Source organism: Comamonas sp. GW821-FHT11H03 (genome assembly GCF_058807955.1).
The window spans coordinates 350,187-364,933 of record NZ_JBXARF010000001.1; the positions used below are offsets into that span (position 1 = coordinate 350,187).

Sequence of the window (14,747 nt, forward strand, 5' to 3'; positions counted from 1 at the left end):
GGACTCAGGGGGCCATGCGCTCTGCGGCGGCCGATGTCGTCACGGCAGCGGCATCCTCGTCGTCGAGTTCGCCGCGCTCGGCCGCACGCCGGCGCTTGCGCTCTGCCGCGCGCTGGGCACGCAGCTCGATCACGTAGTAGAGACTGGGCAGCAGCAGCAGCGTCAGCAAGGTGGCGCTGACCAGGCCGCAGACCACCACGGTGGCCAGGGGCCGCTGCACATCGCTGCCCAAGCCCGTGGCCAGCATGGCCGGCATGAGGCCGAAGGCCGCCACGGTGGCCGTCATCAGCACCGGGCGCATGCGGCTGGAGGCCCCCTCGAGCACGGCCTCGCGCAGCTGCAGCCCATCCTCGCAGCGCAGCCGGTTGATCTGCGAGACCATGAGCACGCCCGACAGCACGGCCACGCCAAACAGCGCGATAAAGCCCACGGCACTCGATACATTGAGCGTCATGCCGCGCAGGTGCAGTCCGGCAAAGCCGCCGATCATGGCCAGCGGCACCACGCCCAGCACCAAGAGCGGCTGGCGCAGATTGCCGAACTCGCCGAACAGCAGCACCAGCATGATGCCCAGCGTCAGCGGCAGGATGACCAGCAGCCGCGCCTCGGCACGCTGCAGGTTCTCGAACTGGCCGCCCCACTCGATATGGGTCTTCTGGTGGTCGTACTGGAGCTGGGTATCGAGGGCATCGTGTGCATCCTTGAGGAAGCCCGCGAGATCGCGGCCGCGCACATTGAGCTTGACCAGAATGTGGCGCTCGCCGCCCTCGCGCACGATCACGCTCTGGCCCACCGTGGTGCTGATGCGCGCCACGTCGGCCAGCGGCACCTGGGCGCCGTTGGTCGCGGCCAGGCGCAACGCGCCTATGGCCTCGGGGTTGCTGCGCGTGCCGGGCGCGAAGCGCACCGTCATGTCGTAGCTGCGTTCACCCACGTAGAGCTGGCCTATGGAGGCCCCGCCCACGCCCGTGGAAATCAGCTGCGCCACATCGGCGGCATTGATGCCGTAGCGTGCGGCGGCCGCACGGTCCAGGTCTATGCGCAGATTGGGCAGCGGCGGCTCGATGTCCACGGCCACATCGGCCGCACCGGGCACCTTGGACAGAATGCCCACCATCTCGTCGGCCACGCGCCGGTCCTCGCTCAGGTCCTGGCCGTAGACCTTCACGGTCAGATCGCTGTGCGCGCCCGAGAGCTTGTCCTGCACGCCGTCGATCATGGGCTGCATGAAGCCCACTGTATAGCCGGGCAGCTTCTCGAAGCGCTCGGCCATCTTGGCAATCAGCTGCTGCTTGTTCAGGCCCGACTTCCATTGGTCGTAGGGATGCAGGCCCACGCTGGCCTCGATGTGCGAGGGCGTCCAGTAGTCGGTGCCGTCGTCGTTGCGTCCGGTCTGGGTCACGATATAGGACACCTCGGGGAACTCCCGCGTGGCCCGGCGCAGTTCGTCGGCCATGTCACGCGCCTTGTCCAGCGTGATGCCCGGCGGCATCTGCACCTGCAGCCAGATCGAGCCTTCGTCCAGATAGGGCAGAAAGTCGCGGCCTATGGAGCCGGCCAGCAGCACCAGCGCCACCAGTGCTGCCGCTACAGCCCCGACCAGCCAGCGCATCTGCCCCACGGCCGCGCCGAGGAAGCGGTCATAGCGCTCGCCCAGGAAGTGGAGCACGGGGTTGTGGAAGATCTTGCGCGGACGGCGAAAGGCCAGCCAGGCCAGGCCCGGCGTGAGCAGCAGCGCCACGGCCAGCGCCCCCACCAGGGCCGCCCCCACGGCACTGGCCATGGGCGAGAACAGCTTGTACTCGATGCGCTCGAAGCCGAACAGCGGCAGATAGGCGGCCGCGATCACACACATGCCGAAGAAGATGGGACGCGCCACCTGCAGCGTGGCCGAGATGGCATCGCGCGGCGTCAAGGGCTTGTCCCGCTGGGCCTCGCGGCGGCGCAGAATGTTCTCGACCACGACCACGGAGCCGTCGACCAGAATGCCGAAGTCGATGGCTCCCAGCGACAGCAGATTGGCCGGGATCTTGGCGTGATGCATGAACACAAAGGCCAGCAGCAGCGCCATGGGAATGGTCAGCGCCACAATCAGCGCCGCGCGCGGGCTGCCCAGGAACAGCAGCAGCACCAGGGTCACGACGATCATGCCTTCGGCCAGTGTCTTGCCCACGGTATGCGTGGTGCGCTCGATCAGCGTGGCGCGGTCCAGATAGGGCACGACCTTGACGTCGGGCGGCAGCAGCTTCTCGTTGAGCTCCTTCACCGCAGCATGAATGCCCTCCAGCGCCTTGGAGGGATTGGCGTCCTTGAGCAGCAACACGATGCCTTCCAGCGTGTCGGTGTTGTCGTCCTTGCCCAGAATGCCGCGGCGCTCCACATTGCCATAGGTCAGCTGCCCCAGGTCCTTGACCAGAATCGGCGTGCCGTTGTCCGAGGTCTTGACCACCACATTACCCATGTCGTCGAGCGATCTCAGCAAGCCCACGCCGCGCACCACATAGGAGACATCGCCCCGGTCTATGACGCTGCCGCCGCCGCTGGCGTTGTTGGCATTGATGGCATCGATCACCTGGGACAGGGTCAGCCCGTACTGCAGCAGGCGCGCGGGGTCGAGCTCGAGCATGAACTGCGTGGTCAGGCCACCGAAGTTCGTCACGTCCACCACGGACTGGGCTTTCTTGAGCCGCGGGATCACCACCCACTGCTGCAGCTCGGACAGCTCGCGCAGGCTGTGCGTGGGACTCTCCAAGGTATAGCGGTAGACCTCACCCGTGGGCGAGCTGTAGGGGTCGAGCGCGGCGCGCGCGCCATAGGGCAGATCGACCTCGTCCATGCGCTCCTTGAGGCGCTGGCGCGCCCAGTAGCCGTCGACCCCGTCCTCGAACACCACGGTGATCAGCGACAGGCCGAACAGGCTGCGCGAACGCAGCACATGCATGGCCGGCGTGGCCAGCAGCGCACGCTCCAGCGGAATCGTGATCTGCTGCTCGATTTCCTCGGCCGCCAGGCCCGGCACCTGGGTGACGATCTGCGAGGTCACATCGGCGATGTCGGGATAGGCTTCCAGCGGCAGCTGCTTCCAGCTGAACCCGCCATACAGGGCCGCGAAGATGAAGATCAGCCACACCACGCCCCGGCGCGCGAAGCTGAGATTGACGATGCGCTCGATCATTGCAGCAGCACTCCACCGTTGATGACGATGCGCTCGCCGGCCGCGAGACCAGAGCGGATCTCCACCTTGCCGTCCTGCTGCACGCCGACCTGCACGTCGCGCGGCTCAAAGCGCGCACCCTTGTCCGTTCGGCCCTTGTCCACGAACACCCGCGCGCTCACATTGCCCTGGAGCAGCGCCGTGGTCGGCACCATGAGGGCGTCGCGGCCCGGGCCGTCGAAGCTCACGCGCGCAAACATGCCGGGGCGCAGCCGCCCTTCGCGGTTGTCCACCGCCACGCGCACCTTCACGCTGCGCGTGGCGGTGTCGACGATCTCGCCCACGTATTGCACACGGCCTTCGAGCTTGAGATCGGGATAGGCGGTCAGCGCGATATGCGCCTCCTGGCCCACATCCACATGAGCGAGGTCGCGCTCGGGCACGCTGGCGCTGAGCCAGACCTTGCTGAGGTCGGCCACGGTCATCACCGAGGCATTCACATCATTCCAGTAGCCGCCCTGCGAGCCCGCCATCTCCACCACGCGCCCGCTGATCGGCGACTTGATCACATAGCTGCCGCGCGAGCTGGCCTGCACATCGGCGCCCAGCTGGGCCAGGCGATCGGTCGCCGCGCGCGCATCGGCGCTGGCTGCGGCCAGGGATTGCTGCGCGGTCTCATAGTCCTTGCGCGCCGCGATCTCGGCATCGAACAGCAGCTTCTGGCGGTCGAACTCCTGGCGCGCCAGCAGCAGCGCGGACTGGGCCTTGGCATTGTCGGCCCGGGCGCCCGAGATATCGGAGGAGTCCATGGTGATCAAGGCCTCGCCGGCCTTGACCGGGTCGCCCAGCTGCCGGTGCAGACGCACCAGCCGGCCCGCGACCGGAGGCGTGATCTTGACCATCTTTTCAGGCTCGGCCTCGATATTGGCCGGCGCCGAGATCAGGGTCTGGACCTGCTCCTGGGTGACCTGGGCGAGCTTCAGCTGCGCCAGCACCGGAGATTGCGGCGGCACCACGACCAGATTGCCTTCGCGGTACAGCGCAGTCCGGCTATCGGCAGCGGCGGCCGGCGTCTGTTTGTCGCCGTTGCAGGCAGCGAGCGCCAGACACAACAGCAGGCAGGCAGGCCCCACGGGACTGCAGGAGTTCAGGACTGGTTTCATAAGCAGCAAACAGTGGCATCGATAGGGCCAGGGCAGGTCCCGGCCCGGGATTGATCCTGTCTCGCTCTCGCAACTTCTTGAATGCAGAAGCCGCTTTGCAGCAAGACAGAGAAGCGGGAGAGCATGGGGAAGCCGCGCGCCATGACGCCGTCAAGGAATGGTCATCCAAGGGGAACTCCTCCATGCGATGGGCGGCAAAGCATGCCGCCGTGGCGCCAGGGTCTGCTGCCCTGATCACTGCCTTTGATTATCAAACCCGCCAGTCGGCAAAGCGAGCCTGCCTTGGGAAGAGAGGCTTGGCTTTTGGTTGATCCCAGCTATACCTTCGTATAGCGAACTCGTCATATGCCTGAAACAGAACAGGCCACCTTTGCAGGTGGCCCGTCACGAGCATGGCATCTGGCGTCGGCCGCCGGCCTGCACTCAATCGACCGTGAGCCCGAGCTGCGCGGTCACGGCCGCATAGCGCGCTATATCGGCTGCGATGAGCTTGCCGAACTGGGCGGCAGACTCCCCAGCCGGCGTATAGCCCTGCTCGTGCAGCGCCCGCTGCATCTCGGGCTCGGCCAGGATCTGCGTCAGCACCTGGTGCAGACGGGCGATCACGGGCTGCGGCGTGGCGGCCGGCGCCAGCAGGCCATGCCACTGCTCGACGGCAAAACCGGCCAGACCCTGCTCGGCCACCGTGGGGATATCGGGCAGGGATGCGACGCGGGCCGGTGCCGTGACGGCGATGGCGCGCACGCGGCCTGCAGCTATCAGGGGCGCAGCGCTGCTGGCCGTGACCACAGCCATAGGTAGCTGTGCTGCAGCTACCGCAGTGATGGCCGGGCCGCAACCCTTGTAGGGCACATGCTGGAGGCTTGCATGGGCGGCCTGGGCCAGCATCTCACCCGCCATATGCTGGGGCGTTCCGTTGCCGCAGGAGGCAAAAGGCAAGGACTGGCCGGCGGTCGCGCCGGCCAGCGCATCGTGCAGATTGCGCACGCTGCTTTGGCTGGGCACGACCAGCACCGAGGCGATGCTGCCGGCATTGAACACGGCCTTGAAGTCCCGGCGCGGATCGAAGTCCAGATGTCGGTAGACACCGGGGTTGATGGCAAACGAGCTGTTGACCATCAGCAGCGTGGCGCCGTCGGGGGCGGCCTCGGCCACGGCGCGCGCGCCGATATTGCCGCTGGCGCCGGGCCGGTTCTCCACCACTACGGACTGGCCCAGGCGCTGCTGCATGGCCGCACCCAGGCGACGCGCCAACAGGTCGGTGCCGCCGCCTGGCGGAAAGGTCACAACGATGGTGATGGGCTTTTCAAAACGGACTGCGGCCGTGCCAGCGCGGGCATGCCAGATCCCCGCCGCCGTCACCGCCAGCGCTGCAGCAACCAGTACCGCCCAGCTGCGGCGCTCCTTAAACACGGCCTTCATCAATGCCCCCTAAAACAAGGGAGCGCAAGCAAGCGCCACTGCGAAGCGAAGCTTGCCTCCTGCCATGGAGGCAAGCGCCAAAGCCGCTTGGGGGGCAGGCCATCAAGCGTCCAGACCTATATCGAGAACGCGCGCGCTGTGCGTGAGCCAGCCCACGGCGATCTGGTCCACGCCCGTGGCAGCCACGGCAGGTGCGGTTTCGGGGGTAATACGCCCCGAGGCTTCGGTGATGGCCCGGCCCTTGCACATGCCGACCGCAGTGCGCAGATCATCCAGACCCATATTGTCCAGCAGCACCACATCCACGCCCAGTTGCAGTGCCACATCCAACTGGGCCAGCGTATCCACTTCCAGCTCGATCTTGACCATATGACCCACGCCGGCACGAGCACGCCCCACAGCCGTGGCGACATCGCCGGCCAGTGCAATGTGGTTGTCCTTGATGAGTACGGCGTCGTCCAGGCCAAAACGGTGGTTGCTGCCACCACCGACACGCACGGCGTACTTCTGCAAGGCTCGCAGGCCCGGCATGGTCTTGCGCGTGCAGGTCACTCGGGTGCCAAAGGGCTTGATGGCCTCGGCAATCGAATGCGTGGCGCTGGCCACGCCGCTGAGATGACAGAGGTAGTTGAGCGCCGTACGCTCGGCCGTGAGAATGGCTCGGCTTTTGCCACGAATGCGTGCGATCTCCATGCCTGGCTGCAGCAGCGTGCCGTCTGCGCAGCGGACGTCAAACTCCATGCGAGCATCCATCAGCACAAAGGCCAGACGTGCCAGATCAAGTCCGGCCAAGATGCCATCCTGCCTGGCCACCAGGCGCAACTCGCCTACCGCATCGGCAGGAACAATGGTGTCGGTGGTCAAGTCTGCGGCGCGTCCCAGATCTTCCAGCAAGGCCATGCGTACCAGCGGCTCCAGCATTACATCGGGCAGGGCGGGAACGGGCAAGGCTGCAGTTTTATTAATGCTCATTTTGAGTATTTTTAGTTCAATAAAAAACGCAAAGACTTCCAGATCGCTTTCAGGCCTTACGCAAACCGACTTATGCTAAGTCTGAGCATTATCTAAGTCAAGCCACTCCCGCAGTGAAAACAGTCCTCCATCCGAAGACTGGCTCAGGGGCTAATGACTTCTTGCCAGCGGCAGCTTGTTGCCAGCAATGGCGCGCTCAAGCATGACATTGCGTCGGAAGCGGAACAGCTTGGCCGGGCGGCCCGCACCTACGGCCGTCATCTGGCCGGTTTCCTCAACCAGGGCCTGCTGCTCTATCAGGCGCCGGAAGTTCTGCTTGTGCAAGCCGCGCCCCGCCAATGCCTCCACCGTCTGTTGCAACTGCAGCAGCGAGAATTCCTCGGGCATCAGTTCAAACACCACGGGCCGATATTTGATCTTGGCGCGCAAACGGGCCATACCGGTCGCAAGAATGCGGCGGTGATCATTACTCATGGCGGCACCGGGCAGCAATTGGGCAGCGCGTGCTTCATCGCCCTCACCCCAGGCTTCAGGCACCACACCTGCCTCGAACAGCAGCTCGTAGCGCTGCAGAACCAACTCCTCGTTCCATTCGTGCTCATCCAGGCCAAAAGTCATTGAGGCTCTTTGCCAACGTGCGCTTCTAGCGACACTATCTGAAGCAGCTTCGCTCCAGGCATGCAGCGCCGGCGCAATGCGCTCGGCGATCACGCCGGGCATACCGTCGCGCCAGTCCTCCCAGGGAAAGTAGCGATACCAGTCCTGCCAGCCCGGCTGTGCGGCGCCGACCTCGTCCAGCTCCTGCGTCAGCGCCAGATAGCTGATGGAGATGACATGCATGCCCAGTTGCTGCGAGCGCTCCCGGTCTGCAAAGGTGTAGAGCTGCTCCACAAAGCCCAGAGGATGGTGGGTCTGTTTCTCCACCCAGGCACGCAGGCTGGCCTGCAGCGAGCGGTGGTTGCTGGTAAAAGGCCCGGCAGGCAAGGCACGCCCGGACCCGGTGGTCAGGATACGGGGCTGGCCACCCGTGACGGCAACCAGCACTGCCACCAGATCGGCCTGCACGGAATGCAGTTCGGAATTGTTCAAACCACTCAAAAGCTATGAAGACGAGGACAGGGAGGAAGAGCAAATTCTAAGGTGAGGCAGCCCCTGTCCACGGCTTATCCGGACTCTTCCCCGAAAAGGTCAAGGAATCGCCCTGCGCCAGCAGCTCGGGGGCTTGCACCAAAGGCATGTTCATCGACCCCGTGGCGATGGCCACCTGATTGCGCCCCCGATGCTTGGCCCTGTAGAGCGCCGCATCTGCGCGCTTGAGCAGATCGTCCTCGGTTTCACCCGGCTCCCAGAGCCCAACCCCCAAAGAGATGGTAAAGCGCCCCACCTCAGGATCCGCGCATTCCTCCACGGCACAGCGAATGCGCTCTGCCAAGCCTGCGGCCACACCGAGGCTGGCATCCGAGAGGACGATCAGGAACTCCTCTCCGCCCCAGCGCACGGCATGGTCATAGCGACGAACCTTGCCGGAAAGCACATGTGCCACCATCTTGAGCACGCGATCTCCGGCAACATGACCAAAGCGGTCGTTGACCTGCTTGAAAAGATCGATATCGCCCAATATCACGCCATAAGGTCGCAGCTGATTCTGAGCCTGGAGCTGGTTGCGCTTGAGCTCAATCTCGCCTGCATGGCGGTTGAGCAAGCCCGTCAGCTTGTCGCGGTTTGCACGCTCACGCAACTCCATCTCTCGTTGCACCATGCGACTGATGTCTTTTGATGCCCCTACATAGTGGCTGATCTGCCCTGACTCGTCGCGCAGAGCTGCAATGCTTTGCTCGGCGTAATACACGCCGCCGCTTTTGTGACGGTTGATGAAGGTGGCGCGAAAATTGTGGCCAAGACTCAATGCTTCCTGCAACTGGGCATAGAACTCGGGCTCATGCAGGCCCGAGCGCAGCATCTCGGTGGGCTGGCCCAGCAGTTCCGCCGCGCTATAGCCCGTGAGAGCTTCAAAAGCCTGGTTGACAAAGACGATGGTGGAGTCGCGATCCGTGATCAAAATGCCGTCATTGGCCGCATTCAATGCCCTGGCGAGCAGCGCGCGCTCCTGCTCGGCCTGCACACGCTCCGAAATATCGCGCTGCACCGCCACAAAATGCCGAATGACGCCCTTGTCATCACGCACGGGGGAGATATTCCACTCCACGTGGTAGGTGCTGCCGTCCTTGCGGTAGTTCACCACACTGCCCTGAAGTGGCAGGCCTTGCTCCAGGGACTCATGCAAACGCTGCAATACCAGTTGATCCGTCAGCGGCCCCTGCAACATGCGCGGCGAGTGGCCCAGAAGCTCTGCTTCGGTGTACCCGGTCATCTCGCACATGGCCGCATTGCAGTACTCGATGACAGGCCCCTCTCCATCCAACCTGGCATCGGTAATCATTACCGCGCAAAAGGACTGAGCCATGGCGATCTCCAGCAGCGGGCCGGTGATCGTTCGCTTTGTGATGGCATTGGCACGAATCATGTTTGGAACCTCGAGCGCGCTTGCAGTCGTGGAGGCTCATTATTCGTTACTTTGCGTCACTTGCGTATACCAAAAACACAGCATCTCAGCTTGTCCACGCCGAGCGGCCCCCGGCTGTCCAGCCACCAAGCCATAAACCGGAAACTTCCGGGCTTTTCCCGCTGGCTGAGCTGCCCGCGCCCGCTCCCCGTGCGCATCCACCCATGCGCAGGGATATCGACAGCTCAAACCGTGCATACCCGATACCTGCATGACACGAATACTGAACACCGCCTCCGGATGCCATCAGATGGCAGCTGCCAGCCTCAGTCCGAGCGCAATGAGAGCACGGGGCCGCCCCTTACCAGCCGGTTTTGCATTGCCGAAGCCGCCGAGCGGCAAATCCGGAAAAGGCAGCCACCCCAGTGGCGTGCCGCAGCCATGTCCATGATTCCTGGAAGTAAACACCCATCAAAAGAAAGCACGGTGGCTGGCCTCAAGGACAAGACCGTTCTGGCGTCCGGCAGTGGCTGCGGCATGGGCCGGGGCACGCATCGTGATTGCCGAAATCAAGCCTGGCAGGCCATTGCCGCAGGCCAGTCCATGCAAAGTGCCGAAATCGAGGCTCTGGCTACCCAGGGCGATTGAGCCGCGAGGCCCATGGGCACGCTCGCGCCACCTGACCTGCGCGGGGTGCTCCTCCAGGCACAAGCACCTCGCGCACCGGACTGAAAAAGGCGCAACGTCCCGGCCTCTGACAGGAAAGGGGCGCCACTGGACTCTCTGTCAGGCTGCTTTCCAGAAAATATAGTCGGCCTGATACTGCACGATCTGCTTGCTGCCCAGATTCGCGGCTGCGCAGGCCATGCTCGGCGCGACGCCCCCCTTGGTTGCCACACGCTGGATATAGGTCACTCCCTGCATGGCTCCCATGCCGGTGGCAGGATTGGCCTTGACCAGTTGCACAGGGATATTGCCCGCTCCGGCAGGAGCCACGGCAAGCTGCGTGGCAGTGACCTTGGAGCCGTCGTTATTCTCCCAAGTCGCTGGCGGCCCCCAGTATTTGCCGATGACCGTACCGCTTCGCGTTTGCAGCTTGGCATCGGGGCCTACAAACACCCATTCGTGCTCGGCTGCCATGTCCTTTTTGGCCCGGCACTCATAGGTGATCTGGCCAACACCCACGGTCTCCATGGCCACTTTGTGTCCTGCAGGCACTTGCACGGAAACCGGAAGTTCGGCTTGTGAGTACATGGAGTGAGAGCCCATGGATGAGCAAGCGCTCAGGCCAAGCGCGGACAGGCACAGAGCGGTCAGCGAAAGTGTGTATCGGTGCGTCATGAGTATTCCCTCAAACAAGATAAAAAAATGCACCGGGCGAGACTGCCCGGTACCCGGGGCTTCGCTAGGTCAGCCACCAAATGACAAGGCATTGCTTGGCAAGGGGCGGCCGAGGGCCGAGATCAGGGCCGTGTAGTGCATGGTTTCATCGGCGGCCAGACGTCCTGCGACCTTGGCCAGGTCACGGTTTTCGAAAGCAGGAATGACGCCCAGGTAGGCATTGGTCGCACCAAGCTCCAGTCTTGCGGCGAGAGCCAGTACATCAGCCTGGCTTTTCAGGGTTGCTGCCTTCAGCGATTCGGCATAGGTCTGCATCGAGGCCTCGGCCACCGGTTTTCCGCCCATCTTCTGGATGGTGGCAATCAGAGCGTCACGGTGGGCCTTGTGATGGCTTTGGAACAGCAGGGCCACATCCAGCACGGGCTTTTGCAGCAGGCCGCTACCAGCACCCAGCTGGTAGGCGTTGATGGCCTCATGCTCCAGCCCCAGGGCCACATTGAGAATGGATACATCCTTGGCTGGATCATTGCCCATGCCTTGGGCCAGAGCCTCGTTGCCTGCCAACATGGCGACCGCCACCGCTGACAAAGTGCCGGTAGTACCCAGAAATCCGCGACGCGAGGCCATGGGTGAGGAATGGCCTTCAAACAGATGGATGCTCATGATGACTCCTAATTGGATGTGGGGATCTGTCGGCTATTGCGGTGTCCGACATTTGGAATACGCATCCTTTGGCGCGGTGGATTCAAGTTTTCTGAAAATTTTTTTCAGCCATTTCGCGCGTTGTCCAAATCCAGTGGCTGAGTTGCTGCGTATAGGTGATTACCAGGAACTGCAACATGCCTTGGCAGTTATCCAACAGCACAGCATGAAGCAGGTCCGACTGATCAAAATGGCTGCATGAGCGCCAAAACACCGGACAACCAACTGATGGACTTGATCGACCGCGTAGCAACCCGGGACGAGGTTGCTCTCAAGCTGCTGTACGACCAGACCGCCTCACGGCTGTATGGCCTGGCTCTGCGCATACTTGGTAACAAAGAGTGGGCAGAGGATGTGCTGCAGGAGAGCTTTCTGGGTATCTGGCGCAGTGCGCAGACCTACCGGGACTCGCTCAGCCCACCCCTGGCCTGGATGGGCATGCTGGTGCGCAGCCGGGCCCTGGACTTTTTGCGTCGGCGCAGAGCCGAGCGCCTGCATCTCAATTTACCGATTGAGGACTTTGAGGAGTTGCCCCAGGACAAGGACGCGCAAGGACCAATGCAATTGGTGGAGGCCAGTGAACAAGCTGTGGTCTTGCACCAGTGTCTGCAAAAGCTGGAGCAGCCACAGCGCCAGGTGGTGAGCCTGGCCTATCTGAATGAATTAAGTCATAGCGAACTGGCCAGCAGCCTGAAGCTGCCGCTGGGCACCGTCAAGACTTGGATGCGCCGCAGCTTGGAGCAACTGCGCAAATGCATGGCGCGCCACGTCTGAGTGCCAGGAGTCGACATCATGAATCTGACCCAAAACCCTGAATTACTTGACCGACTGGCTGCCTCCTATTCACTGGGAACTTTGCACGGAGGGGCACGCCGTCGCTTTGAGCAACTGGCACGCGAATATCCACAGGTACGGGCGGCAGCATTGCTGTGGCAAGGTCGCTGGTCGGCCTTCTCCGAGGTTCAGACTCCCATACAGCCCGATGAAGCGGTCTGGACACGCATAGTCAATGTGCTGCAAGCCGAAAATGCCAACATCAGACTGGCTCGCCAACGTGAGGCTGCTGCATCGAAGTCGCCAGTGCGGTCACTCTCTTGGTGGCGTGGACTGGCCATGGCAGGCGGATTGGCCACTGTGGCGGCTGTCTCGGTGGGGCTTTGGTCTCATCAGGGGCTCAAAGACGCCTCACAGCAACAACTGTCTGCGCTGCAAGCTCAGCTCCAGATGACACAGGCTGCACTGCAGTCTACGCCCCAGATTCAGTATGTGGCGGTGCTGGCCGACGGCAAGGCCGATGCATCTATGCTGGTGACGTTCGATCCTCGACATAGGCAATTGGTGTTGCAGCGTGTGAGCGGCTTTAAGGAAGCGGATAACCAGTCTTTGCAACTGTGGGCCTTGCCCCAACAAGGCGCACCGCGCTCCTTGGGCGTCATGGGTGATGGAAAGCATGAGCAACTCACTGCGCAGGAGAGCGATGTGAACGCAATCCCGGCCCTGGCCATCAGCCTGGAGCCGAAAGGCGGCGTCCCCAGCTCAACGGGGCCGACTGGCCCGGTGCTTTTCAAGGGCGCACTCATTCGCCGAGATCTCTGATTGGCGTCTACATGGACACTGCAGCGCACTGTGCCCGATTTGTCCTGAACCATTGAGGCGCAAACAGCTGCGATCAATGGCGAGTCCTGTCGCTGCTTTGTGCTGCAAAAACGGTGTAGCAGCTTGCTCTGCCGAATGAGCGCTTTTGATTGCCTGGCAAAGGCGCGGCCATCTTTCAGGCCTCTCGGAGCCGCAATATAAGTTGCGGCATCGCTGTATGACCACAGTGGCGCTGTTGCATAAAACCGTTTCGTGCCAGGCTACCCCTGCCCCCAGACGTGGCTATGCCACCGCCACCGTTTGCGGGCAGCCCAGTTCTGTGAACCGATTCAGAATGGCGGCTCGGATATGCCGCTCATTGATCTGTCGCTCGAATGTGCGTGACATCACCCGCTCACCCAGTTGCTTGACGCAATGCATCTTGGTCTCCCCCAGGCTGCGCCAGTGATAGCCACTCCAACTTTTCCATAGCTTGCGCCCAAAGCGCCTGCATGCGGCGATTGCCGCATTGCAGCGTGCAAAGACATCGCCTTTTCGCATCCGGGCATTCTCTCTCGGGGGGTGTGATGGGTGTGGCGCAGCGACATGCTGGGGGCTGTGCGTCATGAGCTCCACAAGCCGTGACGGTCAACCGCGACTCATCGCCGTGGGTTGCGCCTGCAATTGCGGCAGTACCGCCGCCCCGGAAATTGGAGTCCGGTGGACTCAGCAAGCAGAAGCAGCCCGCCCTCGCTGGATTGATGCGCTGCCTGCCGATACCGGCTATCGCCACCTCCGGTACAAAGCCGGCGGCGGGTCAGAATGCATGGAGCATACCCAGGCTCACCTGATTTTGCTTGCTGTCGCTGGACAGGACGGAGTACATGCTGGCCTGGCCGCCGTTGCTCACCGACTGGCGCGAATACATGGCATAGAGCTGCGTGCGCACGCTCACAAGGTAGTTGACCGCCAGGTTGTACTGGCGCACATCCTGGTTGGCTGCGGTTTTGTCGTTCAGGTACTGAAAGCCGGCCACGGCGACCCACTGGGTGTTCAGCGGATAGCGCGCCATCAGCGAGAGCGTGTCCGCATCCCTGTCCTTCACGTTGAGGGCGTTGTGCTGGCGCGTATAGGTGATGTCGTAGCGTGCCCCATTGCGCTTGTAGGCAGCGCCTGCGCCCAGGATCTTGTGCTTGGCCTTGCCATTGAGCATGCAGCTGCTGGCCGCAGTCTCGGACTTGGCGCAGCTTTGCTCGTGATACACCAGTCCCGCGTCGAAGTGCCGGCCACTGTAGCTGCCGCCAAGGGACCCTATGCGGCCGGAAGGAGAGCTTGCCTGGACCGCCTTTTCGTCCAGCGCCGCCATGGCATGGATTCTGAAACCGGACAGGCTGGGGCTTTGGTACTTGATGGCATTGTTGACGCGCGTGCCACCCAGCATATTATTGAAGCGGGCGAGAGAGGAGCCGGCTGCCGTGGCCGCTCCGTCCACCGCCGCAGTGGGATTGCCCAGGTATAAAGCCTGCAGAGACATGAGGAACACATCGGTCAAGATGGGCAGCATGCGGCCCAGCTTGATTTCACCGAGGCTGTTCGAGCGCAGCCCCACCCACGCATGGCGGTTGAAGAAGGGTGTGTAGGTGACGCCCGTATCGGTACCGATACCAGCCTCCAGGTCGAAAAGAGCGTTCAGCCCGCCACCCAAATCTTCAACGCCGCGCACACCTAAGCGCGATGAAAATTTGTTGCCGCCGCGCAGTTCGGTGGACCTGCTGCCGTCCTTGTTGTTGATGTAGACAACACCGGTATCGACGATGCCATACAGGGTGACACTGCTTTGCGCCTGGGCTGACGCGAAGGTACAAGCCGTCAGGCTGGCCGCTGCCAGGGCGATGGTTTTTTTCCTCATGAGTGA

General features: G+C 62.8%; 13 protein-coding genes and 1 pseudogene. 4 read left to right on the forward strand and 10 right to left on the reverse strand.

Translation table 11 applies throughout. The annotated features are described in order from the left end of the window. Positions 1-4: 4 nt before the first annotated feature. The 6 genes from AC1RTQ_RS01715 to AC1RTQ_RS01740 all read right to left on the reverse strand — a co-directional run bounded on the left by AC1RTQ_RS01715 (position 5) and on the right by AC1RTQ_RS01740 (position 9,235). The gene (locus tag AC1RTQ_RS01715; RefSeq protein ID WP_492873901.1) at positions 5-3,175 is read right to left on the reverse strand and encodes an efflux RND transporter permease subunit; all 3,171 of its coding nucleotides are present in this window, start codon (positions 3,173-3,175) and stop codon (positions 5-7) included. Then, positions 3,172-4,317 carry an efflux RND transporter periplasmic adaptor subunit gene (locus tag AC1RTQ_RS01720; RefSeq protein WP_492873903.1) on the reverse strand — a complete coding sequence of 382 codons (1,146 nt, stop codon included), beginning with the start codon at positions 4,315-4,317 and terminating at the stop codon, positions 3,172-3,174. The genes AC1RTQ_RS01715 and AC1RTQ_RS01720 overlap by 4 nt, the downstream gene beginning before the upstream one ends. Before the next feature lie 423 nt (positions 4,318-4,740). Beyond that, positions 4,741-5,739: a tripartite tricarboxylate transporter substrate binding protein gene (locus tag AC1RTQ_RS01725; protein ID WP_492873905.1), complete on the reverse strand. Its 999-nt coding sequence runs from the start codon at positions 5,737-5,739 to the stop codon at positions 4,741-4,743. 102 nt (positions 5,740-5,841) lie between these two features. Then, complete coding sequence (nadC, locus tag AC1RTQ_RS01730; protein WP_492873907.1) at positions 5,842-6,711, reverse strand: carboxylating nicotinate-nucleotide diphosphorylase; 870 nt, start codon at positions 6,709-6,711, stop codon at positions 5,842-5,844. Between the two features lie 150 nt (positions 6,712-6,861). Then, positions 6,862-7,800, reverse strand: coding sequence for an NUDIX hydrolase (locus AC1RTQ_RS01735; RefSeq protein WP_302089141.1), 939 nt, complete (start codon positions 7,798-7,800; stop codon positions 6,862-6,864). A 46-nt stretch (positions 7,801-7,846) separates the two neighbouring features. Further along, entirely contained in the window at positions 7,847-9,235 is a 1,389-nt protein-coding gene (locus AC1RTQ_RS01740) for a sensor domain-containing diguanylate cyclase (protein WP_492873910.1), read from the reverse strand. Positions 9,236-9,700: 465 nt separating this feature from the next. Between AC1RTQ_RS01740 and AC1RTQ_RS01745 the strand changes: the two genes are divergently transcribed. After that, positions 9,701-9,862 (forward strand): hypothetical protein, encoded by a 162-nt coding sequence (locus AC1RTQ_RS01745; RefSeq protein WP_492873912.1) that lies wholly within the window; start codon positions 9,701-9,703, stop codon positions 9,860-9,862. A 138-nt stretch (positions 9,863-10,000) separates the two neighbouring features. On the opposite strand, the gene AC1RTQ_RS01750 is transcribed toward AC1RTQ_RS01745, so the two are convergent. Further along, positions 10,001-10,555 (reverse strand): DUF3455 domain-containing protein, encoded by a 555-nt coding sequence (locus AC1RTQ_RS01750; RefSeq protein ID WP_492873914.1) that lies wholly within the window; start codon positions 10,553-10,555, stop codon positions 10,001-10,003. Between the two features lie 69 nt (positions 10,556-10,624). Next, on the reverse strand, positions 10,625-11,218 hold the full coding sequence (locus tag AC1RTQ_RS01755; RefSeq protein WP_302089138.1) for a ferritin-like domain-containing protein: 594 nt from the start codon (positions 11,216-11,218) through the stop codon (positions 10,625-10,627). Here AC1RTQ_RS01755 and AC1RTQ_RS01760 point away from each other — a divergent pair. The 3 genes from AC1RTQ_RS01760 to AC1RTQ_RS01770 are packed head-to-tail and all read left to right on the forward strand — an operon-like array spanning position 11,217 to position 12,853. After that, complete coding sequence (locus AC1RTQ_RS01760; protein ID WP_304352145.1) at positions 11,217-11,459, forward strand: hypothetical protein; 243 nt, start codon at positions 11,217-11,219, stop codon at positions 11,457-11,459. The genes AC1RTQ_RS01755 and AC1RTQ_RS01760 overlap by 2 nt on opposite strands. After that, a complete protein-coding gene (locus tag AC1RTQ_RS01765; protein ID WP_304352144.1) occupies positions 11,456-12,031 on the forward strand; it encodes an RNA polymerase sigma factor in 576 nt (191 codons plus the stop codon). Before AC1RTQ_RS01760 ends, AC1RTQ_RS01765 begins: the two co-directional genes overlap by 4 nt. An 18-nt stretch (positions 12,032-12,049) precedes the next feature. Further along, positions 12,050-12,853: an anti-sigma factor gene (locus AC1RTQ_RS01770; protein WP_302089135.1), complete on the forward strand. Its 804-nt coding sequence runs from the start codon at positions 12,050-12,052 to the stop codon at positions 12,851-12,853. A gap of 282 nt (positions 12,854-13,135) precedes the next feature. On the opposite strand, the pseudogene AC1RTQ_RS01775 reads toward AC1RTQ_RS01770, so the two are convergent. Then, positions 13,136-13,414 (reverse strand): annotated as a pseudogene (locus AC1RTQ_RS01775) (IS5/IS1182 family transposase); the annotation flags it as partial. A 235-nt stretch (positions 13,415-13,649) separates the two neighbouring features. Beyond that, positions 13,650-14,741 (reverse strand): porin, encoded by a 1,092-nt coding sequence (locus AC1RTQ_RS01780; RefSeq protein WP_492873918.1) that lies wholly within the window; start codon positions 14,739-14,741, stop codon positions 13,650-13,652. Positions 14,742-14,747 lie beyond the last annotated feature (6 nt).